The organism is Streptomyces paludis, assembly GCF_003344965.1.
Taxonomy (GTDB): Bacteria; Actinomycetota; Actinomycetes; order Streptomycetales; family Streptomycetaceae; genus Streptomyces; species Streptomyces paludis.
Map to the genome: position 1 here is coordinate 2,332,485 of NZ_CP031194.1, position 21,276 is coordinate 2,353,760.

19 protein-coding genes are annotated in these 21,276 nt (G+C 71.4%); 16 read left to right on the forward strand and 3 right to left on the reverse strand.

Going from position 1 to position 21,276, the window contains the following annotated elements:
• Positions 1-3 precede the first annotated feature (3 nt).
• On the reverse strand, positions 4-1,668 hold the full coding sequence (locus tag DVK44_RS09960; protein ID WP_114665029.1) for a thiamine pyrophosphate-binding protein: 1,665 nt from the start codon (positions 1,666-1,668) through the stop codon (positions 4-6).
• 210 nt (positions 1,669-1,878) lie between these two features.
• Here DVK44_RS09960 and DVK44_RS09965 point away from each other — a divergent pair, with 210 nt between their 5' ends.
• From DVK44_RS09965 to DVK44_RS09975, 3 genes are all read left to right on the forward strand, one after another.
• Complete coding sequence (locus DVK44_RS09965; protein WP_162793760.1) at positions 1,879-2,565, forward strand: hypothetical protein; 687 nt, start codon at positions 1,879-1,881, stop codon at positions 2,563-2,565.
• Positions 2,566-2,681: 116 nt separating this feature from the next.
• Complete coding sequence (locus tag DVK44_RS09970; protein WP_114659344.1) at positions 2,682-3,839, forward strand: acyl-CoA dehydrogenase family protein; 1,158 nt, start codon at positions 2,682-2,684, stop codon at positions 3,837-3,839.
• Between the two features lie 26 nt (positions 3,840-3,865).
• Positions 3,866-4,756 (forward strand): acyl-CoA thioesterase, encoded by an 891-nt coding sequence (locus tag DVK44_RS09975; protein ID WP_114659345.1) that lies wholly within the window; start codon positions 3,866-3,868, stop codon positions 4,754-4,756.
• A 46-nt stretch (positions 4,757-4,802) separates the two neighbouring features.
• On the opposite strand, the gene DVK44_RS09980 is transcribed toward DVK44_RS09975, so the two are convergent.
• Positions 4,803-5,582: a phosphatase gene (locus DVK44_RS09980; protein ID WP_114659346.1), complete on the reverse strand. Its 780-nt coding sequence runs from the start codon at positions 5,580-5,582 to the stop codon at positions 4,803-4,805.
• An 82-nt stretch (positions 5,583-5,664) separates the two neighbouring features.
• Here DVK44_RS09980 and DVK44_RS09985 point away from each other — a divergent pair, with 82 nt between their 5' ends.
• The 3 genes from DVK44_RS09985 (at position 5,665) to DVK44_RS09995 (ending at position 6,789) form a co-directional block, all read left to right on the forward strand.
• On the forward strand, positions 5,665-5,946 hold the full coding sequence (locus DVK44_RS09985; RefSeq protein WP_228447068.1) for a type II toxin-antitoxin system Phd/YefM family antitoxin: 282 nt from the start codon (positions 5,665-5,667) through the stop codon (positions 5,944-5,946).
• A gap of 4 nt (positions 5,947-5,950) precedes the next feature.
• A complete protein-coding gene (locus tag DVK44_RS09990) occupies positions 5,951-6,229 on the forward strand; it encodes a type II toxin-antitoxin system RelE family toxin (RefSeq protein WP_114659347.1) in 279 nt (92 codons plus the stop codon).
• A gap of 74 nt (positions 6,230-6,303) precedes the next feature.
• The gene (locus DVK44_RS09995; RefSeq protein WP_114659348.1) at positions 6,304-6,789 is read left to right on the forward strand and encodes a peroxiredoxin; all 486 of its coding nucleotides are present in this window, start codon (positions 6,304-6,306) and stop codon (positions 6,787-6,789) included.
• 78 nt (positions 6,790-6,867) lie between these two features.
• Here DVK44_RS09995 and DVK44_RS10000 read toward each other — a convergent pair whose 3' ends face one another.
• Positions 6,868-7,566: an SACE_7040 family transcriptional regulator gene (locus tag DVK44_RS10000; protein WP_114659349.1), complete on the reverse strand. Its 699-nt coding sequence runs from the start codon at positions 7,564-7,566 to the stop codon at positions 6,868-6,870.
• Positions 7,567-7,706: 140 nt separating this feature from the next.
• Between DVK44_RS10000 and DVK44_RS10005 the strand changes: the two genes are divergently transcribed.
• The 10 genes from DVK44_RS10005 to DVK44_RS10050 all read left to right on the forward strand — a co-directional run bounded on the left by DVK44_RS10005 (position 7,707) and on the right by DVK44_RS10050 (position 21,238).
• Entirely contained in the window at positions 7,707-9,323 is a 1,617-nt protein-coding gene (locus DVK44_RS10005) for a carboxyl transferase domain-containing protein (protein WP_114659350.1), read from the forward strand.
• 14 nt (positions 9,324-9,337) lie between these two features.
• A complete protein-coding gene (locus DVK44_RS10010) occupies positions 9,338-11,521 on the forward strand; it encodes an acetyl/propionyl/methylcrotonyl-CoA carboxylase subunit alpha (protein WP_114659351.1) in 2,184 nt (727 codons plus the stop codon).
• Positions 11,518-12,492, forward strand: a complete 975-nt coding sequence (locus DVK44_RS10015) for a hydroxymethylglutaryl-CoA lyase (RefSeq protein WP_114659352.1) — start codon at positions 11,518-11,520, stop codon at positions 12,490-12,492. Before DVK44_RS10010 ends, DVK44_RS10015 begins: the two co-directional genes overlap by 4 nt.
• A gap of 8 nt (positions 12,493-12,500) precedes the next feature.
• A complete protein-coding gene (locus DVK44_RS10020) occupies positions 12,501-13,661 on the forward strand; it encodes an acyl-CoA dehydrogenase family protein (RefSeq protein WP_114659353.1) in 1,161 nt (386 codons plus the stop codon).
• 161 nt (positions 13,662-13,822) lie between these two features.
• On the forward strand, positions 13,823-14,878 hold the full coding sequence (locus DVK44_RS10025; protein WP_114659354.1) for an ABC transporter substrate-binding protein: 1,056 nt from the start codon (positions 13,823-13,825) through the stop codon (positions 14,876-14,878).
• Between the two features lie 4 nt (positions 14,879-14,882).
• Complete coding sequence (locus DVK44_RS10030) at positions 14,883-15,707, forward strand: siderophore-interacting protein (protein ID WP_114659355.1); 825 nt, start codon at positions 14,883-14,885, stop codon at positions 15,705-15,707.
• Positions 15,708-16,079: 372 nt separating this feature from the next.
• Positions 16,080-17,522, forward strand: a complete 1,443-nt coding sequence (locus DVK44_RS10035; protein ID WP_114659356.1) for a pyridoxal phosphate-dependent decarboxylase family protein — start codon at positions 16,080-16,082, stop codon at positions 17,520-17,522.
• Positions 17,506-18,816: a lysine N(6)-hydroxylase/L-ornithine N(5)-oxygenase family protein gene (locus DVK44_RS10040; RefSeq protein ID WP_114659357.1), complete on the forward strand. Its 1,311-nt coding sequence runs from the start codon at positions 17,506-17,508 to the stop codon at positions 18,814-18,816. The genes DVK44_RS10035 and DVK44_RS10040 overlap by 17 nt, the downstream gene beginning before the upstream one ends.
• The gene (locus DVK44_RS10045; RefSeq protein WP_114659358.1) at positions 18,813-19,427 is read left to right on the forward strand and encodes a GNAT family N-acetyltransferase; all 615 of its coding nucleotides are present in this window, start codon (positions 18,813-18,815) and stop codon (positions 19,425-19,427) included. Before DVK44_RS10040 ends, DVK44_RS10045 begins: the two co-directional genes overlap by 4 nt.
• Positions 19,424-21,238, forward strand: coding sequence for an IucA/IucC family protein (locus DVK44_RS10050; RefSeq protein WP_114659359.1), 1,815 nt, complete (start codon positions 19,424-19,426; stop codon positions 21,236-21,238). The genes DVK44_RS10045 and DVK44_RS10050 overlap by 4 nt, the downstream gene beginning before the upstream one ends.
• Positions 21,239-21,276: the final 38 nt, after the last annotated feature.

The window sequence follows — 21,276 nt, forward strand, 5'->3', positions numbered from 1 at the left end:
CGGTCACCGGTCGGACAGATGTGTCGGAAGGAACATTTCGAGCCGCGCCGGAAGGACGACGACCGACGGCCCGGGCGCGGCCAGCGCCTTGGCCAGATCCTCACGGAGCGTCTCCGGGTCCGTACGGACGGCCGGGACGCCGAAGGACTCGGCGAGGGCGACGAAGTCGGGGCCGGCCAGCCCCTCCGTACCGTGGCCGCCCGTACCGTGACCGCCGTCCATGTGGCCGCCGTCCGTACCGTGGCCGCCGCCGTCGACGATCAGCCAGGTCACCGGCAGGCCGTACCGGCGGGCGGTGGCCAGTTCCGCGAGCGAGTACAGCGCGCCGTCGTCGCCCGAGACGGCGAGGACCGGTTTCGTACGGTCGGCCGCGGCGGCGCCGAGCGCGGCGGGGAAGCCGTAGCCGAGGCCGCCGGCGCCCTGCCCGGAGTGCATCGGTCCCGGCCAGGCGGACCAGGCCCAGTGGGCGAGGGGCGTCATGTCCCAGAAGCTGTCGGCGGTGGCGGGCAGCGCCTCGCGCACCGCGGCCAGCACTCGCTGTTCGAGCCCCAGGTCCTGGGCCGCGATCCGCTCCCGTACCTTCGCGAGGACCGTACGGACCGATCCGGCCGCGGCCGGGTCGCGGCGCTCCGTCACCGAGTCCAGCAGCGCGGAGAGCGCGGCCCGCGCGTCGGCGTGGATGCCGAGCGCCGGGTGGTTGGACTCCAGCTTGCCGAGGTCCGCCTCGATCTGGATCACCCGGCCGCGCGGGCGGAAGGTGTGGTGGTTCGAGGAGAGTTCGCCCAGGCCCGAGCCGACCACCAGCAGAACGTCGGCGTCCGCCAGGAAGTCGGTGGTGTGCCGGTCCTCCAGCCAGGACTGGAGCGAGAGCGGATGCTCCCAGGGGAACGCGCCCTTACCACCGAAGGTGGTGACAACGGGCGCGTCCAGCTTCTCGGCTAGCGCGCGGAGCTTGCCGGCCGCGTCGGCCCGTACCACCCCGCCGCCCGCGATGATCACCGGACGCTCGGCGTGGGACAGCGCGTGCGCGGCGACGGCGGTCAGCTCGGGGCGCGGCGGCAGCTCGCGCGGGGTGGCGTCCACCGCGGTCACCGGCGGCAGCGTGGTCTCCGCGAGCAGGACGTCCCCCGGGATCTCCACCCAGACCGGCCCGTACGGCGCGGTGAGCGCGGACTCCCAGGCGGCGGCGACCGCGGACGGGATCTGGGAGGCGGTACGGACCGGATGCACGGACTTCACGACCTCGCGGAAGCACGCCTGCTGATCACGGAGTTCGCGCGCATACCCACGGCGCCCGCCCCCGGGCCCGGCCGCCGGGACCTGCCAGGAGACGGCGACCACGGGCGCCGAGGCCGCGGCCGCCTCCTGAAGCGCGGCAAGCGAGGCGAGCGCACCGGGCCCACCGGAGAGCAGCAACGTGGCGGCCTCACCGGTCACCCGCCCGTACCCGTCGGCGGCGAACCCCGCGTTGCTCTCGACGCTCAGACCGACGTAGTCGAGCTGTCCGTGCTGTCCGGGGAGCCCCGGCGGCCCGAAGACGGTGGTGGCGCCGAGCCCGTACAGCGTCTCGACGACAAGATCACCCCCGGTGCGCCCCGGCGGAGGATTGAGCGCGGCGGCGGTCTGTTCCGCGGTGAAAGGCGGAATGTCGTGGTCATGGTCGTGCATGTACGCCACTGCCCTTCCTGCGCCGCCCTCCCGGCCGGCCGCGATCCGTCGGGACCCGATGATCCCCGCGTGATCGTACGCGGGCACCATTCCACGAGTTCCGGGCGCCCGTACGGAGGCCGAAGCGGCGACGGGAACGGAATGCCCGCCGGTGGCGTCTTTTGAGATTGCGTCCTCAGGGGCGTTTGTCACTCGACTCGGGGGGTCACCATGCGCCGTTCCGCGCCTGTCGTTGCTGTCTTTGTCGTCTTCGCCGCACTGCTCGGGGCCTCGGGCTGTACCGCTTCGAAGGAGGCCGACGGGGACTCGAAGAGCGCCGGTTCGTCGGCTTGTTCCGGGGGCACGGCGGGCTCGGGCGGGTCCTTTGTATGGAGCAACGTGCGGCACGAGGCGAAGCTGACCGGGGTCAGCGAGCCCGTCCATCATTCCGGTGGCGATTTCCTGGCGGTCGACATCCTGCCCGTCGAGGAGCGCTACAAGCCGGCCGTCACCGGCACGTCCCAGGGGCGTTCGGCGGCCGAGGTGATCACCGCGCTCAGCGCGTACCTCAAGACCGACGAGCCGCTCGCCGGGCCCGACGAGGGGCCGGTGCAGGAGGAGCCGGTCCGGTTCGAGGCCGCCACCGGGCTGCCGGCGGGCGACTACTACGCCTGGAAGTGGGTCTCGCTGGTGACGGCCGACTTCACTCACCCCTGCGCCCCGAAGAGCGGCGACCGCTCCGGCTCGGTCGGTCACGTGGTGACCTGGGAGTCCACCGGCTCCGGGGTGCTGTCCTGCGCCAACCGCCGTACCGGGGCCGACGACGCGAAAGAGAAGGGGGCGGACGCCGTCGAGCGACAGGCCGCCATCGCCGCGTGCCCCGAAGGGGCCCCGGCCACTCTGGAGCCGGCCGGGTGATCCGGTCCGGGTGCCCGGAACCTCTGGACACTCGGACGAACCGCCGGGTAACTTGGCGAGGACTGAGCAAGCGCTTAGCCCTGTGAACCCCATCAGCCGCAGAAAGGGAGGCGACCGTGCGCCGTACCGTTTACAACGAGGACCACGAGGCGTTCCGGGAGACCATCCGCGCCTTCATCGAGGCCGAGGTCGTCCCCGTGCACGACGAGTGGAACGCGGCTGGACAGGCGCCCCGCGAGTTCTACCACACCCTCGGTGAGCTGGGGATCTTCGGGATAGAGGTGCCCGAGGAGTACGGCGGGGCGGGCGAGGAGTCGTTCAAGTTCCAGGCGATCATGTCCGAGGAGACGGCCCGCGCGGGTGTCTCCTTCGGCGGCTCGGGCGTCCATGTCGCGCTCTGCCTGCCGTATCTGAAGGCGTACGCCACGGACGAACAGAAGAAGCGCTGGCTGCCGGACTTCGTCACGGGCCGCACGATGTACGCGATCGCCATGACCGAGCCGGGCACCGGCTCCGACCTGGCCGGGATGAAGACGACGGCGAAGCTGTCCGAGGACGGTACGCACTACGTGCTGAACGGCGCGAAGACGTTCATCACCGGCGGCGTCCACGCGGACCGCGTCATCGTCTGCGCGCGCACCGCCCCGGCGACGGCGGAGGACCGCCGGTTCGGGATCTCGCTGCTGGTCGTGGACACGAAGGCCGAGGGGTACGCGGTCGGGCGCAAGCTCGACAAGCTCGGGCTGCGGACCTCGGACACCGCCGAGCTGTCGTTCACGGACGTCAAGGTCCCCGTGGGGGACCTGCTCGGCGAGGAGAACAAGGGCTTCTCCTACCTGGGCCAGAATCTGCCGCAGGAGCGTCTGGGCATCGCCGTCGGCGCGTACGCCCAGGCCGCGGCGGCGGTGCGGTTCGCGCAGGCGTATGTGAAGGAGCGGACGGTCTTCGGGCAGAGCGTCGCGTCCTTCCAGAACACCAAGTTCGAGCTGGCCGCCTGCAAGGCGGAGGTGGACGCGGCCGAGGCCGTCGTGGACCGCGCGCTGGAGGCGCACGACCTGGGCGAGCTGACGGCCGCCGAGGCCGCCTCCGCGAAGCTGTTCACCACGGAGGTCGCGCACCGCGTCATCGACAAGTGCCTCCAGCTGCACGGCGGATACGGCTACATGAACGAGTACCCGATCGCGCGGCTGTACGCGGACAACCGGGTCAACCGGATCTACGGCGGCACCAGCGAGGTCATGAAGATGATCATCGCGAAGTCGATGGGGCTGTAGAAGGGCGTCCGGAAGCCGAGCCGCCCATGTCCTCCGACGCCGGCCCCGCCGCGCTCGCGAACCTCCTCGACCTGCTCGATCTGGAGCGGGTCGAGGAGAACATCTTCCGCGGCCGGAGCCATGCCTCCGTCATCCCGCGTGTCTTCGGCGGGCAGGTCGCCGCGCAGGCGCTGGTGGCCGCGGGCCGTACCGTATCGGCGGACCGGACGCCGCACTCCCTGCACGCGTACTTCCTGCGAGCGGGCGATCCGGGCGAGCCGATCGTCTACACCGTCGACCGGATCAGGGACGGGCGCTCCTTCACCACACGGCGGGTCGTCGCCGTCCAGCACGGTGAGCCGGTCTTCCATCTCTCGGCGTCCTTCCAGGTGTACGAGGAAGGACTCGAACACCAGGTGGAGATGCCGGCGGCGCCCGATCCGGAGACGCTGCGGACGGACGAGGACATGATGTCCTGGTACACCGACCGGTTCGAAGATCCGGACATACCGGCACGGCTGCTGCGGGCGCGCGCCGCGATCGATCTGCGCTACGTGGACCCGCCGCCGTACGCCCGGGTCGGGGAACCGCGCGAGCCGCGCTCCCAGGTGTGGTTCCGTACGGCCGGGAAGCTGGCGGACGACCCGCTGCTGCACGCCTGTCTGGTGACGTACGTCTCCGACATGACGCTGCTGGACTCGGTGCTACTGGCTCATGGGCGGGGCGGCTGGGCGGTCGGGGACGTGGTGGGCGCGAGCCTGGACCACGCGATGTGGTTCCACCGGCCGTTCCGGGCGGACGAGTGGCTGCTCTACGACCAGGAATCGCCGTCCTCCTACGGAGGACGCGGACTCGGCCAGGCGCGGATCTTCACGCGGTACGGCGGGCTGGCCGTCACGGTGATCCAGGAGGGCGTCGTCCGCGTACCGCGTGGCTGACCGGGCACGCACGGGGCGCCGGTCGCCCGGCCCCTTCGGAGATCCCTCAGATGAGGTCCGCCTCATTGAGCAGATACGCGGTCATCGGGTCGTAGAAACGCGGGTCCGTTACATGGTCGTCCAGCGGGACCGTCACCTGGAGCGTGCCCTCGGCCTCCGCGAGGAAGAGCGCGGGGTCGTTGCAGTCCGCGTAGCCCATGGAGTCCAGCCCGCGCTGGCCCGCGCACCCGGCCCAGCCGTGGTCCGCGACGACGAGATCCGGCTGCGGCCGGCCGTCGCGCTCCAGGCCGTCCAGGATGGCGCGCATGGGCTCGGGCGAGTGCGTGTGCCAGAGGGTGGCGCCGCGCTCCAGCACCGCGACATCGGCGAACTGGAAGACCATGCCCTCGTCCGCGACGAGCCCGCCCGGAATCCGTACGATCTCGCAGCCCGCCGCCCGCAGGGCGTCCGCGGTCTGCCGGTGGACGTCGAGCAGGCCGCCGGGGTGCCCGGTCGCGAACAGCACGCGCTCCCGGCCGGCCGCGGCCTTCCGCAGCCGGGCGGCCATCCGCTCCAGCGCGTCGACGGTCAGCTCGGGGTCGATGGTGTCCTGCCCGGCCCGGTGCTCCGGATCGTCGATCACCCCGCACCGCTCGGCCATCACGGCCAGCACGTCCTGCTCGTCCCGCCACCGGTCGCCCAGCTCCAGCCCCAGCCAGTAGTGGCGGTCGCCGTTGGCGAGCTTGCGGTAGTGGGAGAGGTTGTTGTCGCGGGGAGTGGCGACGTTTCCGGCGATACGGGTCCGGACGAGGTGCTCGACGAGGGCGGCGCGGCTGGGTATGGACATGAGGCCATTGTGCCGCCCGGGGGCACGCCGTAGCGGGTGCCTCCAACCGGTGCACCAGATGTACATCTGCTACGTTTACTACATGAATGAGCCGGTGACCGCATCCATGGCCGAGGTCCGCAGCAACCTGGCGGACGCCATAGACCGCGCACGCCGGGAGGACACCCCCACCGTCATCACGCGCCGCGGCAAGGAAGAAGCCGTTCTGGTCGACATCGACGAGTACCGGCGGCTGCGGCGGATCGCGGAGCACAGCGAGGAAGCCTGGCTCAACCAGCTGGCCGACGAAGCGGAGTCGGAGGGGACGGCGGGCTCGGTCTCCCTTGAGGAGATGGCCGACCTGCTCCGCTCCCACCCCGCCTGAACCCGTGGGACACACCACGCGGTTCACACCGCATGCCCAGCGGGACATGCTCAAGATTCCCCGCCCCGACGCCATCCGGATCCTTCAGCGCCTCGCAGCGCTCCAGAAGGCCCTGGACGCGGGGGACACCAGCGCCTTCGACATCAAGGCACTTCAGGGCCACAGCGCCCGATGGCGGCTCAGGGTGGGCGATCACCGCGCTGTCTACACGGTCGAGAACGGTCAACTGATCGTATGGGTGCTGGCCGTTGGGAACCGCCGGGACGTCTACCGCTCTCAGTGAGCCGACGGCCGCGTGGTCCACTGAACTTCCCTACGTACTACGTACGTACCTTCCTCGCAGCTTGGGAGTGACCAGTGGCAGTATCACCCGAACTCGGCCGGACGGTGGAGGACTTCACCCTGCCGGGCGGTGTCCTCGACGGTGAGACCTTCGTACGGCGGGACTACGGCCTGGCGGAGCGGCGCGGTCTGCCGCTGGTGATCGCGTTCTATCCGGGCGACAACACGGCCGTCTGCACCAAGCAGTTGTGCTCGTACTCCAGCGGGCTGGAGACCTTCACGGATCTCGGGGCGGAGGTCTGGGGCATCAGTCCGCAGGACGTGGACAGCCACGAGTCCTTCGCGCGGGCGAACAACCTCCGGATTCCGCTGCTGGCCGATACGGACCGGGCGGTCGCACGGGCGTTCGGGGTGGCCGCTCCGGGGATCGGGGTGCGGCGGTCGGTGTTCCTGATCGGGCCGGACGGGGCGCTGCGGTGGAAGCATGTGGCGCTGCTGGGTGTGACCTTCCAGCCGGTGGAGACGCTGGCGCGCGAGCTGGCGCGGATCGAGGCTCCCTGATCCCGGGCGGCCGCGGCTGATCGCGGCAGCCGTGCGGCCGTCCCGGTTACGGTCGGGCGCGGGCGTACGGTCCGGTGGTTACGGTCGGCGCGGGCCGGATCCGGCCGGGAGTGGCCATGTCCCCTCGCCCGCCGCGTCGGCGCCCTCGTCGCCCAGCGCGGCGAAGGCGCCGTGGGCCAGGCGGCGCAGCAGGGCCTCGGTGGCGGCGCGGCCCGGCGGGCCGCCGTGCCGGCCGAGGCGCGGGGTGGAGTTCAGCAGGCCGAAGACGGCGTGGACGGCGCCGCGCGCCACCGTCTCCGGGACGCGCGGGTACAGCTCCCGTACGACCGTGACCCATAGCTCGACGTACTGCCGCTGGAACTGGCGCACCAGCTTGCGGTCGCTCTCCCTGAGCCGGTCCAGCTCCCGGTCGTGGAGGGTGATCAGCGGGCGGTCGTCGAGGGCGAAGTCGATGTGCCCGTCGATCAGCGAGGCGAGCAGCGCCGACGGATCACCGGCGGCGCCGTCCGCGCCGGCGGAGGCGGCGGAGGCGACCGCGGCGGCCTCGCGGACCCGTAGCCGCCCGCCGTCCAGCAGCCGGCTGCTGATGCCGACGAGCAGCTCGGCGAGCATCGCCTCCTTGCCCGGGAAGTGGCGGTAGAGGCCGGGGCCGCTGATGCCGACCGCCGCTCCTATCTCATCGACACCGACGCCGTGGAACCCGCGCTCGGCGAAGAGGCGCGCGGCCTGCTTGAGGATCTGTTCGCGGCGGGTCGGGGCGGGGGTCCGGGTGCTCATGGGAAATATTCTAGACAGGGCGGTTAGCGGTCGTTAACTTGGACATAATCGAGTTAGCGGTCGTTAACGAGCGGCCGTGGAGCTGGACCGACAAGACCGATGCGGGACCCGTGTGGGACCGATGAGGGAGGGGTAGCGCGATGCGGCAGGCACCGGTGCTGACGAGCGCCGCCGATCCGGCGTCCGACGCCTGGCGGGCCAACGAGGCGGCGCACGAGGAGCTGACCGCCGAGCTGCGCGGCCGGCTCGCGGCGGCGCGGCTCGGCGGCGGCGAGAAGGCCCGCGCCCGGCACACGGCGCGCGGGAAGCTCCTCCCGCGCGACAGGGTGGACACCCTGCTGGATCCGGGCTCGCCCTTCCTGGAGCTGGCGCCGCTCGCGGCGGAGGGGATGTACGGCGGGGCGGCGCCGGCCGCCGGGGTGATCGCCGGGATCGGCCGGGTGAGCGGCCGGGAGACGGTGATCGTCGCCAATGACGCCACGGTGAAGGGGGGCACGTACTACCCGCTGACGGTGAAGAAGCATCTGCGCGCCCAGGAGGTCGCGCTGGAGAACCGGCTGCCGTGCCTGTATCTGGTGGACTCCGGCGGCGCCTTCCTGCCGATGCAGGACGAGGTCTTCCCGGACCGGGACCACTTCGGGCGGATCTTCTACAACCAGGCCCGGATGTCCGGCGCGGGCATCCCGCAGATCGCGGCGGTGCTCGGGTCGTGCACGGCGGGCGGGGCGTATGTCCCGGCGATGAGCGACGAGGCCGTGATCGTGCGCGGCCAGGGCACGATCTTCCTGGGCGGGCCGCCGCTGGTGAAGGCGGCGACGGGCGAGGTCGTCACGGCGGAGGAGCTGGGCGGCGGCGAGGTCCACTCCCGTACGTCGGGGGTCACCGACCATCTCGCGGAGGACGACGCGCACGCGCTGCGGATCGTCCGCACCATCGTCTCGACGCTCCCGGCGCGCGGCGAGCCGCCGTGGTCCGTCGAGCCGGTCGAGGAGCCCAAGGCCGATCCGGCCGGGCTGTACGGCGCGGTGCCGGTCGACCCCCGTACGCCCTACGACGTCCGGGAGGTGATCGCGCGGGTGGTGGACGGCTCGCGGTTCGCCGAGTTCAAGGCCGAGTTCGGCACGACCCTGGTCACCGGGTTCGCGCGGATCCACGGCCATCCGGTCGGGATCGTCGCGAACAACGGGATCCTGTTCTCCGAATCGGCCCAGAAGGGCGCGCACTTCATCGAGCTGTGCGACCAGCGCGGCATCCCGCTGCTCTTCCTCCAGAACATCTCCGGCTTCATGGTCGGCCGGGACTACGAGGCGGGCGGTATCGCCAAGCACGGCGCGAAGATGGTCACGGCGGTGGCCTGCGCGCGGGTGCCGAAGCTGACGGTCGTGATCGGCGGGTCGTACGGCGCGGGGAACTACTCGATGTGCGGCCGGGCCTACTCCCCCCGCTTCCTGTGGATGTGGCCCAACGCCAAGATCTCGGTGATGGGCGGCGAGCAGGCGGCCTCCGTCCTCGCGACGGTCAAGCGCGACCAGCTGGAGGGGCGCGGCGAGCAGTGGCCGGCCGAGGACGAGGAGTCCTTCAAGGAGCCGATCCGCGCGCAGTACGAGTCCCAGGGCAATGCCTACTACGCGACCGCGCGGCTCTGGGACGACGGCGTGATCGACCCGCTGGAGACCCGGCAGGTGGTGGGGCTGGCGCTGACCGCGTGCGCCAACGCCCCGCTGGGCGAGCCCGGCTTCGGCGTCTTCCGGATGTGAGAGTGAGGGCGGGAATGTTCGACACGGTTCTGGTCGCCAACCGCGGTGAGATCGCGGTCCGCGTCATCCGCACCCTGCGGGCGCTGGGGGTCCGCTCCGTCGCGGTCTTCAGCGACGCGGACGCGGACGCCCGGCATGTGCGGGAGGCCGACACGGCGGTGCGGATCGGCCCGGCGCCGGCCGCCGGGAGCTATCTCTCGATCGACCGGCTGCTGGACGCGGCGGCGCGTACGGGAGCGGAGGCGGTGCACCCGGGGTACGGCTTCCTCTCGGAGAACGCGGCCTTCGCGCGCGCCTGCGCGGACGCGGGGCTGGTCTTCGTCGGGCCGCCGGCCTCCGCCATCGAGCTGATGGGCGACAAGATCCGGGCCAAGGAGACGGTACGGGCGGCCGGGGTGCCGGTGGTCCCGGGCTCCTCGGGCAGTGGGCTGACGGACGGGCAACTCGCCGCGGCGGCCGGGGAGATCGGGATGCCGGTGCTGCTCAAGCCCTCGGCGGGCGGTGGCGGCAAGGGCATGCGGCTGGTGCGGTCCGAGTCCCTGCTCGCCGAGGAGATCGCGGCGGCCCGCCGCGAGGCCCGGTCCTCCTTCGGGGACGACACCCTGCTGGTGGAGCGGTGGGTGGACCGCCCGCGCCATATCGAGATCCAGATCCTGGCGGACACCCGGGGGAACGTGGTGCATCTGGGCGAGCGCGAGTGCTCGCTCCAGCGCCGCCACCAGAAGGTGATCGAGGAGGCGCCGTCCGTCCTGCTGGACGGGGCGACCCGGGCGGCGATGGGCGAGGCGGCGGTGCGGGCGGCGCGCTCCTGTGGGTACACGGGGGCGGGGACGGTCGAGTTCATCGTCCCGGGCCGCGATCCCGCGTCCTACTTCTTCATGGAGATGAACACCCGCCTCCAGGTCGAGCACCCCGTCACCGAACTGGTCACCGGCGTGGACCTGGTGGAGTGGCAGCTCCGGGTGGCCGCCGGGGAGGAGCTGCCCTTCGCCCAGGACGGCGTCGCGTTCACCGGCCACGCGGTGGAGGCCCGGCTGTACGCCGAGGATCCCGCCCGGGGCTTTCTGCCCTCCGGCGGGAGGGTGCTGACGCTGCGCGAGCCGCGCGGCGCGGGTGTGCGGACGGACTCGGGTCTCGTCGAGGGCTCCGAGGTCGGCTCCCTGTACGACCCGATGCTCTCCAAGGTCATCGCCCATGGCCCCGACCGGCCGACGGCCCTGCGCAGGCTCCGCGCGGCCCTCGCGGAGACCGTCACCCTCGGCGTCCCGACCAACGCCGGTTTTATGCGGCGGCTGCTGGCCCATCCGGCGGTGGTCGCGGGCGAGCTGGACACGGGGCTGGTGGAGCGCGAGGCGGCGGGGCTCGTGCCGGACGCGGTGCCGCCCGAGGTGTATGCGGCGGCGGCGCTGCTGCGGCAGCGCGCGCTGGCGCCGGCCCATGGCGCCGGTGGCGGCCGTCCCGGCTGGACGGATCCGTTCTCCGTGCCCAGCGGCTGGCGCCTGGGCGGCGAGCCCGCGTGGACCACGCACCACGCGCGGGTGGCGGGGCAGGAGCCGGTGTCCGTACGGGTACGCGAAGCCGTCGGCGCGGCGGCGGGCGCCGGCGCGCCCGGCGGCACCATGACGGTCCGGCTCGACGGCGGCGCGCCGGTCCCGGCCCGGCTCCTCGACACCGGCGGGGACCCCGGCAGAGACACCGGCGGGGACGCCCTCGGAAGCACCGGCGGGACGGACACGGCGCGGGTGCGCGTCGAGTACGACGGTGTGAGCCATGCCTTCGTCCACGCGCGCGGCCCGGAGGGCGACTGGCTCGGCAGGGACGGCGACAGCTGGTACGTGCGGGACCACGACCCCGTCGAGGCGGCGCTGCGCGAGGTGGCCGGGACGGGCGGCGCCGGGGCGCTGACCGCGCCCATGCCGGGGACGGTGACGGTCGTGAAGGCGGCCGTCGGGGACGAGGTGACGGCCGGCCAGAGCCTGCTGGTCGTGGAGGCCATGAAGATGGAGCACGTCATCTCCGCGCCGCACGCCGGCACCGTCACGGAGCTGGATGTCTCCCCCGGCGCCACCGTCGCCATGGACCAGGTGCTCGCCGTCGTCACCCCGGCGGAGCCCCCGGCGGTCACCCCGTCGCCCGCCGCCCTGTCCGCCGAACCGTCAGCCGAACCGTCCGGAGCGCACGGGGAGGTGGCGTCATGACCGGACCGTCGGCCGGCGGGCTACCCATGGCCGTCGCCCTGCCCGGGCTGCCGGCCCGGGTGCGGATCCACGAAGTGGGCGCGCGTGACGGGCTCCAGAACGAGAAGAGCGTCGTACCGACCGAGGTGAAGGCCGAGTTCATCCACCGGCTGGCCGGCGCAGGGCTGACCACCATCGAGGCGACCAGCTTCGTACATCCCAAGTGGGTTCCCCAACTGGCCGACGCGGAGCGGCTCTTCCCGCTCCTGGGCGATCTGCCGGACATCGCGCTGCCGGTGCTCGTGCCGAACGCCCGGGGGCTGGAGCGGGCCCTCGCCCTCGGGGCTCGCCGGGTCGCCGTGTTCGGCAGCGCCACGGAGTCCTTCGCGCGGGCCAATCTCAACCGGAGCGTGGCCGGATCGCTCGCCATGTTCGCGCCGGTCGTCGCGCGGGCCCGGGCGGAGGGGCTCCATGTCCGGGGCTATCTCTCCATGTGCTTCGGCGACCCCTGGGAAGGGGCGGTGCCCGTGGCCCGGGTGGCCGAGGTCGCCAAGGAGCTACTGGACCTCGGCTGCGACGAGCTGAGTCTCGGCGACACGATCGGTGTCGCCACCCCCGGCCATGTGGCGGCGCTGCTGACCGAGCTGACCGGGAGGGGCGTGGCCGTGGACGCGATCGGGGTGCACTTCCACGACACGTACGGCCAGGCCCTCGCCAACACCCTTGTCGCGCTCCAGCACGGGGTGACCACCGTGGACGCCTCCGCCGGCGGCCTCGGCGGCTGCCCGTTCGCGAAGAGCGCCACAGGGAATCTCGCCACCGAGGATCTCGTGTGGATGCTCGACGGACTCGGCATCGACACCGGGGTCGATCTCGGCCGGCTCACCGCCACCAGCCGCTGGCTGGCCGGCCGGCTGGGCCGCCCCAGCCCGTCCCGTACCGTCCGCGCGCTGTCGCCGGAGCAGGCGCAGTCCCCGTCCTCCGAGGAGTGAGCACCGTCATGTCGCTGGACCACCGGCTCTCCGCCGAACACGAAGAACTGCGCCGTACCGTCGAGGCGTTCGCGCACGATGTGATCGCGCCCAAGATCGGCGACTTCTACGAGCGGCACGAGTTCCCGTACGAGATCGTGCGCGAGATGGGACGAATGGGGCTGTTCGGGCTGCCGTTCCCCGAGGAGTACGGCGGGATGGGCGGCGACTATCTCGCCCTGGGGGTCGCCCTCGAAGAGCTGGCCCGGGTGGACTCCTCGGTGGCGATCACCCTGGAGGCGGCGGTCTCGCTCGGCGCCATGCCGGTGTACCGCTTCGGCACGGAGGAGCAGAAGCGCGCGTGGCTGCCTCTCCTCTGCTCCGGTGAGCGGCTCGGCGCGTTCGGGCTGACGGAGCCGGACTGCGGCTCGGACGCGGGCGGCACCCGGACGACCGCCGTGCGGGACGGCGACGAATGGGTGATCAACGGCACCAAGTGCTTCATCACCAACTCCGGTACGGACATCACCGGTCTGGTGACGGTCACCGCCGTCACCGGCCGCACGGAGGACGGCCGGCCGCGGATCTCCTCGATCATCGTGCCGTCCGGCACGCGGGGCTTCACCGTCGGCGCGCCCTACTCCAAGGTCGGGTGGAACGCGTCGGACACCCGGGAGCTGTCCTTCGCCGATGTCCGGGTCCCGCTGGCGAATCTGCTGGGCGAGGAGGGCCGCGGATACGCCCAGTTCCTGCGCATCCTCGACGAGGGCCGGATCGCGATCTCCGCGCTGGCGACCGGCCTCGCCCAGGGGTGTGTGGACGAGTCCGTGGCGTACGCGAAGGCGCGGCACGCGTTCGGCCGGCCGATCGGCGCCAACCAGGCCATTCAGTTCAAGCTCGCCGACATGGAGACCCGGGCGCACATGGCGCGGATCGGCTGGCGGGACGCGGCCTCCCGGCTCACACACGGTCAGCCGTTCAAGAAGGAGGCGGCGATCGCGAAGCTCTACTCCTCGACGGTCGCGGTGGACAACGCGCGCGACGCCACCCAGATCCATGGCGGCTACGGCTTCATGAATGAGTATCCGGTGGCGAGGATGTGGCGCGACTCCAAGATCCTGGAGATCGGAGAGGGGACGAGCGAGGTCCAGCGGATGCTGATCGCAAGGGAGTTGGGGCTGGCCGGCTGAGCGGGCGGCAAGCCCGCCGCCGGGCGGGCGAGGGGCCCGGCGGTGGTCCGGTGGAGGTCCGGTTCCGAGGCACCCTGGGCGCAGTGGTGAGGTTAGGCTAACCTACCCTCGAACCGCCCACCGGCCGGATATCTGACCTGTACGCCAGAGAGCTGATCACCATGCGCGAAACCCGAGTGTCCCATCTCACCCGTCGCGGCCTGCTGGCCGCGGGCGGCGCCGCCGGTCTCGGCGCCGTGCTCGCCGCCTGCGGCAGTGACAGCGGCGGCGACAGCGACAGCGGCTCCAAGAGCGGATCGGATTCGGCCAAGGCCGCCGACGACGCATCGGGCCCCTGGTCCTTCAAGGACGACCGCGGCGTGACCGCGAAGGCGAGCCGCACCCCCCGGACCATCGTCGCCTTCACCGGCACGGCCGCCGCGCTGCACGACTACGGCGTGACGGTGAAGGGCGTCTTCGGCCCGACGAAGACGGCCGACGGCAAGCCCGATGTCCAGGCCGGCGACCTCGACATCAGCAAGGTCAAGATCCTCGGCAATGTCTGGGGCGAGTTCAACGTCGAGGAGTACGCGGCGCTCGCCCCGGATCTCCTGGTGACCGCGATGTGGGCGAAGGACGCGCTCTGGTACGTGCCGGACGCGTCCCGGGCGAAGATCCTCAAGCTCGCCCCGAGCGTCGCCCTGTGGGCCGCCGAGACGACGATGCCCGAGGCGATCCAGCGCCACGCCGAACTGGCCGAGTCCCTCGGCGGCGACCTCGGTACGGCCAAGGTCAAGGCCGCCAAGGCCCGCTTCGAGAAGGCCGCCGAGCGGCTGCGCCAGGCCGCCAAGGCCAACCCCGGCATCAAGGTGCTGATCGGCTCGGCCAGCCAGGACCTGTTCTACGTCTCCCCCGGGGAGGTGTCCCCCGACACCCGCTACTTCCAGAGCCTCGGCGTGAAGTTCGTCGAGCCGAAGGTCGACGCCCAGGGCTTCTTCGAGAGCCTGAGCTGGGAGAACGCCGACAAGTACGGCGCCGACGTCATCATGATGGACAACCGCACCTCGGCCATCCAGCCCAGCGCGCTGAAGTCCAAGCCGACCTGGAAGACGCTGCCCGCGGTGAAGGCGGGACAGGTCATCCCCCGGACCACCGAGCCCATCTACTCCTACGACAAGTGCGCCCCGGTCCTGGAGGACCTGGCCCAGGCCATCGAGACCGCGAAGAAGGTCGACTGATCCGATGAAGACGGCTACCGAGACCGCCCCGTTCGGTTTCTTCTCCCTCCAGGTCGCACGGACGAGGCGGCTCGGCCCGTCCATGACCCGGATCACCTTCGCGGGCCCCGACCTCGCCCGCTTCACCTCGGCCGGCCGGGACCAGAGCCTCTCGCTCTTCCTCCCGCACCCCGGCCAGAGCGAGCCCCTCGTCCCGGTCGAGGAGGGTGACAACTGGTTCACCGCGTTCCGGGCGCTGCCCGAGGACGTCCGGGCCGTGATGCGCTCGTACACCCTGCGCGAGGAGCGGCACGACCCGGACGAGATCGACATCGACTTCGCCCTGCACCCCGACGGCGGGCCCGCCTGCCGCTGGGCGGAGCGGGCCGCGGCCGGGGACCGGGTGCTGCTGCTCGGACCGGTCGTGACGGACAACACCGGGATACGGTTCCGGCCGCCGGCCGACGCCGACTCCGTACTGATCTGGGCCGACGAGACGGCGCTGCCCGCCGCCGCGGCGATCCTCAAGACGCTCCCCGCCCATCTGAAGGCGGACGTCTGGCTGGAGGTCCCGCACACCGATGACCGGCGGCCCCTGCCCACCGCCGCCGACGCCAGAGTCACCTGGCTCGTCCAGGAGGAGGGCGCGCCCGGCTCGCTGGACGCCGTCCGGGCCGCCGAGCCGCGCGGCAGCAACCCGTACGCCTGGATCGCCGGGGAGTCGGGGACGGTCAAGGAGCTGCGCCGCCATCTGGTGCGCGAACGCGAACTCGACCGTCGGCGGGTCACCTTCGTCGGGTACTGGCGGCGCGGGCTGAGCGAGGATCAGTTCCGCGCGGCGGCGGCCTGACCTGCCGACACGCCGGAGCCGCTCCCCCACCGCCACGCCCCGCCGCCCGTCCCCGCACCACCGCCACGCCCCGCCGCCCGTACCCGCACCACCGCCACGCCCCGCCGCCCGTACCCGCTCCCCCGCCGCCCGTCCCCGCACCGCCGCCGCGCCGTACCCAACTCGCCCCCGCGACCTGGGTACGGCGCCGCCGCGACAGGGGCACGGAGCGCAACGCACGCGTTACATGCGTGACCCATGAGGGATATGAGTCACACCCCGATGCCATTGGGTAACGAAGTTAGGTTAGGCTAGCCTTACTTCCACGCCGTGCCCTCGCCCCTCACTCCTGTCCTGAGGGCCCGGCAAACCCCCACATCCGGGAGGACCTTGATGCGTGCGCACCTGCTCAATGACACGACGGCGGAGCGCTACCGACGCTCCGTCACCGAAGGAGTCGAGCGGGTGGCGGCCCAACTCGCCGCTACGAAAAGGCCGTTCAGCGGGGTGACACCCGACGCGCTGGCCCCGGTGGTCGCCGCGGTCGACCTGGACCAGCCCCTCGGTGATGCCTCGGCCGCCCTGGACGAACTGGAGCGCGTCTATCTGCGGGACGCGGTCTACTTCCACCACCCGCGCTACCTCGCCCATCTCAACTGCCCGGTCGTCATACCCGCCGTTCTCGGCGAGGCCGTGCTCACCGCCGTCAACTCCTCCCTCGACACCTGGGACCAGAGCGCCGGCGGCACCCTCATCGAGCGCAAACTGATCGACTGGACGACCGCCCGCATCGGCCTCGGCGACGCCGCCGACGGCGTCTTCACCAGCGGCGGTACGCAGTCCAACCTCCAGGCGCTGCTGCTCGCCCGCGAGGAGGCCAAGGCCGACGCGCCGGCAAAACTGCGTGTCTTCGCCTCCGAGTGCAGCCACTTCAGCGTCCAGAAGTCGGCCACCCTGCTCGGACTCGGCCCCGACGCCGTCGTCTCCATCCCCTGCGACCGCGAGAAGCGCATGCAGGCCGTCGTCCTCGCCGCCGAGCTGGAGCGCTGCCGCGCCGAGGGGCTGACCCCGATGGCCGTCGTCGCCACCGCGGGCACCACCGACTTCGGCTCCATCGACCCGCTGCCGGAGATCGCCGCGCTCTGCGCCCAGTACGGCGCCTGGATGCATGTCGACGCCGCGTACGGCTGCGGGCTGCTCGCCTCCCCCACCCGGCGCGCCCTGCTCGACGGCATCGAGCACGCCGACTCCGTCACCGTCGACTACCACAAGTCCTTCTTCCAGCCGGTCAGTTCCTCGGCCGTGCTGGTACGGGACGGCGCCACGCTGCGGCACGCGACGTACCACGCGGACTATCTCAACCCGCGCCGCACCATCGAGGAGCGCATCCCCAACCAGGTCGACAAGTCCCTCCAGACGACCCGCCGCTTCGACGCGCTCAAGCTCTGGATGACCCTGCGCGTCATGGGCGCCGACGGCATCGGTGAACTCTTCGACGAGGTCTGCGACCTGGCCGCCGAGGGCTGGCAGGTGCTCGCCGCCGACCCGCGCTACGACGTCGTCGTGGAGCCCAGCCTCTCCACCCTCGTCTTCCGCTACATCCCCGAGCGTGTCACCAGTCCCCTGGAGATCGACCGGGCCAATCTCCACGCCCGCAAGGCCCTCTTCGCCTCCGGTGAGGCCGTGGTGGCCGGGACGTCCGTGGGCGGCCGGCAGTACCTCAAGTTCACCCTGCTCAACCCCGAGACCACTGTGCGGGACATCACCGCCGTCCTCGATCTGATCGCCGGCCACGCCGAGCAGTACCTGGGAGAGACCCTTGTCCACGCGTCCTGACCACCGCGCGCCGCACGCGATCCACGACTTCGTCGGTATCGGTCTCGGCCCGTTCAATCTCGGTCTCGCCTGTCTGACCGAGCCCATAGCCGAACTCGACGGGATCTTCCTGGAGTCGAAACCCGACTTCGAGTGGCACTCCGGGATGTTCCTCGAAGGCGCCCACCTCCAGACCCCGTTCCTCTCCGACCTGGTGACCCTGGCCGACCCCACCTCGCCGTACTCCTTCCTCAACTACCTCAAGGAGTCCGGGCGGCTGTACTCGTTCTACATCCGCGAGAACTTCTATCCGCTGCGCATCGAGTACAACGACTACTGCCGCTGGGCCGCCGCGAAACTCTCCAACGTGCGCTTCAACCGGACGGTGACCTCGGTCTCGTACGACGAGAGCGCCGAGCTGTACGAGATCACCACCGCGGACGAGACCTACCGCGCCCGGCGCCTCGTGCTGGGCACCGGCACCCCGCCGTACGTCCCGGACTCCTGCCGCGGCCTCGGCGGTGACTTCCTGCACAACTCCCGCTATGTCCAGGGCAGGGCGGAGCTTCAGAAGAAGGACTCCATCACCCTCGTCGGCAGCGGACAGAGCGCGGCGGAGATCTACTACGACCTGCTCTCCGAGATCGATGTCCACGGCTACCGGCTGAACTGGATCACCCGCTCCGCCCGGTTCTTCCCGCTCGAATACACCAAACTCACGCTGGAGATGACCTCCCCGGAGTACATCGACTACTTCCACGCGCTGCCGGAGGCCACCCGCTACGGGCTGGAGGCCGGCCAGAAGGGCCTGTTCAAGGGCATCGACTCGGAGCTGATCAACGAGATCTTCGATCTGCTCTACCAGAAGAACCTCAAGGGCCCGGTGCCCACCCGGCTGATCGCCAACACCGCGCTGCACTCCGCCGCGTACGACACCGGGAACGGTACGTACACGCTGGGGCTGCGCCAGGAGGAGCAGGGGCGGGACTTCTCGCTCACCAGCCAGGGGCTCGTCCTCGCCACCGGGTACAAGTACGTCACCCCCGAGTTCCTGGCGCCGGTCGCCGGCCGGCTGCGCCTCGACGGGCAGGGCCGCTTCGACGTCGCGCGCAATTACAGCATCGACACGACCGGGCGCGGGGTCTTCCTCCAGAACGCCGGCGTGCACACCCACAGCATCACCTCGCCCGACCTGGGGATGGGCCCCTACCGCAACGCGTACATCATCGCCGAGCTGCTGGGCCGCGAGTACTACCCGGTCGAGAAGGCCATCGCGTTCCAGGAGTTCTCCGCCCCGGAAGGCAACGTCGTATGAGCGACCGCATCCTGTTCGCCCGCACCGACGAGCGGCTCGGCCGCTTCGAGGTCCGCGCGGTGGACCCGTTCCGCGACGCGCGGCTGCTGCACAGCTGGGTCACCCACCCCAAGGCCGCGTACTGGCTGATGCAGGACGCCACGCTGCCCGACGTCGAGCGCGAGTACATGGCGATCGCCGCCGCCGGGAACCACGACGCGTTCATCGGACTGTACGAGGGCCGGCCCGCGTTCCTGATCGAGCGCTACGACCCGGCGGAGGTGGAGCTGAAGGGCCTGTACGACGCCCTGCCCGGCGATATCGGCATGCACTTCCTGGTCGCGCCGGTCGACACGGACCGGCGGCTGCACGGCTTCACGCGTGCGGTGATCACCACGGTGATGGCGCTGCTCTTCGACGATCCGGCCGTACGGCGGGTGGTCGTCGAGCCCGACGTACGGAACACGGCCGTCCACGCCCTCAACGAGGCCGTCGGGTTCACGGTCGTGGAGCGGCTCGCCAAGCCGGAGAAGGAAGCGCTGCTGAGCGTGTGCACGCGTGAGATGTTCCAGTCCGCGGTGTCCGCGGCAGCAGTCCCCGCCACCGCCACCGCACAAGGAGTCACCCGATGAGCAGCCCCACCGGCATCACTGACATCACGGACAGCGTCGCCCATCTGACCCCTGAGCTGTGGGACCGGGCAGGCCGGCTGCTGATCCGCAAAGCGCTCGCGGAGTTCTCCCACGAGCGCATCCTGACCCCGGAGCCGCTGTCCGGCGAGGATGGCCGCTACCGCGTCCTCAGCGACGACAAAGCCACCGAGTACCGCTTCACCGCCCGCCGCTTCGCCCTCGACCACTGGTCGATCCCCGCCGAGTCGGTCGAGCGCCACCGCGGTGACGAGGAACTGCCGCTGGACGCGCTGGACTTCTTCATCGAGCTGCGCGACACGCTCGGGCTCTCCGCCGGGATCCTGCCGGTCTATCTGGAGGAGATCTCCTCCACGCTGTCGGGGACCGCGTACAAACTCACCAAGAAGCCCGTGACCTCGGCGGAGCTGGCCACCGCCGGCTTCCAGGAGATCGAGACGGGGATGACCGAGGGCCACCCCTGCTTCGTCGCCAACAACGGCCGGCTCGGCTTCGGCGTCGACGAGTACCGCGCGTACGCCCCCGAGACCGCCAGCCCCGTCCGGCTGGTCTGGCTCGCGGCCCGCCGCGACCGCGCCACCTTCACGGCGGGCGCCGGGCTCGACCACGACTCGCTGATGCGCGAGGAACTGTCCGAGGAGACCCGGGAGCGGTTCGACGGGGTGCTGCGCGGCCAGGGTCTCGACCCGGCCGACTTCCTGCTGATCCCCGTACACCCCTGGCAGTGGTGGAACAAACTGTCCGTGACCTTCGCCGCCGAGCTGGGCCGCCGCTCTCTGGTCTGCCTCGGCGAGGGCGACGACAGCTATCTCGCGCAGCAGTCGATCCGTACGTTCTTCAACAAGAGCGACCCGGCCAAGCACTATGTGAAAACCGCGCTGTCCGTCCTCAACATGGGCTTCATGCGCGGCCTGTCCGCCGCCTACATGGAGGCCACCCCCGCGATCAACGACTGGCTCGCCGGGCTGATCGAGAGCGACGCCGTCCTGCGCGCGGCCCGGTTCTCGATCATCCGGGAGCGGGCGGCCGTCGGCTACCACCACCGCCAGTACGAGGCCGCCACCGCCAAGGGCTCCCCGTATCTGAAAATGCTGGCCGCGCTCTGGCGCGAGAGCCCGGTGCCCTCGCTCCAGGGGCGCGAGCGGCTCTCCACGATGGCATCGCTGCTCCATGTCGACCGGGAGGGCGGCTCGTTCGCGGGCGCGCTGATCGCCGAGTCGGGGCTGGCGCCGGCGGAGTGGCTGCGCGGATATCTGGACGCGTACCTCGTACCGGTGCTGCACTCGTTCTACGCGTACGACCTGGTCTTCATGCCGCACGGCGAGAACGTCATCCTGGTCGTCGAGGACGGCGCCGTGCGGCGGGCGATCTTCAAGGACATCGCGGAGGAGATCGCGGTGATGGACCCGGGCGCCGTGCTGCCGCCGGCGGTCGAGCGCATCCGCGCGGACGTCCCCGAGGACATGAAACTGCTGTCGGTCTTCACGGACGTCTTCGACTGCTTCTTCCGCTTCCTGAGCGCGGAGCTGGTCGCGGACGGGACGCTCGCCGACGAGGAGACGTTCTGGCGGGCGGTCGCGGACTGCGTCCGGCGCTACCAGGAGTCGGTGCCGCAGCTCGCGGCCAAGTTCGAGCAGTACGACCTGTTCGCGGACGAGTTCGCGCTGTCCTGCCTGAACCGGCTCCAGCTGCGCAACAACGAGCAGATGGTCGACATCGCCGACCCGGCGGGCGCGCTCCAGCTGGTGGGCACTCTGCGCAACCCGATCGCGCGGTTCGCGGACGCTTCGTAGGGCGGCACGGGGGGTCCTTGTGACCCGGGCGGGCGGCG

Excerpts from the sequence above, each read along its gene's own strand:
- DVK44_RS10030 (WP_114659355.1), top strand. The coding sequence starts at position 14,883 with ATGAAGACGGCTACCGAGACCGCCCCGTTCGGTTTCTTCTCCCTCCAG.
- DVK44_RS09965 (WP_162793760.1), top strand. The coding sequence starts at position 1,879 with ATGCGCCGTTCCGCGCCTGTCGTTGCTGTCTTTGTCGTCTTCGCCGCA.
- DVK44_RS10010 (WP_114659351.1), top strand. The coding sequence starts at position 9,338 with ATGTTCGACACGGTTCTGGTCGCCAACCGCGGTGAGATCGCGGTCCGC.
- DVK44_RS09975 (WP_114659345.1), top strand. The coding sequence starts at position 3,866 with ATGTCCTCCGACGCCGGCCCCGCCGCGCTCGCGAACCTCCTCGACCTG.
- DVK44_RS10035 (WP_114659356.1), top strand. The coding sequence starts at position 16,080 with ATGCGTGCGCACCTGCTCAATGACACGACGGCGGAGCGCTACCGACGC.
- DVK44_RS10000 (WP_114659349.1), bottom strand. The coding sequence starts at position 7,566 with ATGAGCACCCGGACCCCCGCCCCGACCCGCCGCGAACAGATCCTCAAG.
- DVK44_RS10005 (WP_114659350.1), top strand. The coding sequence starts at position 7,707 with ATGCGGCAGGCACCGGTGCTGACGAGCGCCGCCGATCCGGCGTCCGAC.
- DVK44_RS10050 (WP_114659359.1), top strand. The coding sequence starts at position 19,424 with ATGAGCAGCCCCACCGGCATCACTGACATCACGGACAGCGTCGCCCAT.
- DVK44_RS09980 (WP_114659346.1), bottom strand. The coding sequence starts at position 5,582 with ATGTCCATACCCAGCCGCGCCGCCCTCGTCGAGCACCTCGTCCGGACC.
- DVK44_RS10025 (WP_114659354.1), top strand. The coding sequence starts at position 13,823 with ATGCGCGAAACCCGAGTGTCCCATCTCACCCGTCGCGGCCTGCTGGCC.
- DVK44_RS10045 (WP_114659358.1), top strand. The coding sequence starts at position 18,813 with ATGAGCGACCGCATCCTGTTCGCCCGCACCGACGAGCGGCTCGGCCGC.
- DVK44_RS10015 (WP_114659352.1), top strand. The coding sequence starts at position 11,518 with ATGACCGGACCGTCGGCCGGCGGGCTACCCATGGCCGTCGCCCTGCCC.
- DVK44_RS09985 (WP_228447068.1), top strand. The coding sequence starts at position 5,665 with ATGAATGAGCCGGTGACCGCATCCATGGCCGAGGTCCGCAGCAACCTG.
- DVK44_RS09960 (WP_114665029.1), bottom strand. The coding sequence starts at position 1,668 with ATGCACGACCATGACCACGACATTCCGCCTTTCACCGCGGAACAGACC.
- DVK44_RS10020 (WP_114659353.1), top strand. The coding sequence starts at position 12,501 with ATGTCGCTGGACCACCGGCTCTCCGCCGAACACGAAGAACTGCGCCGT.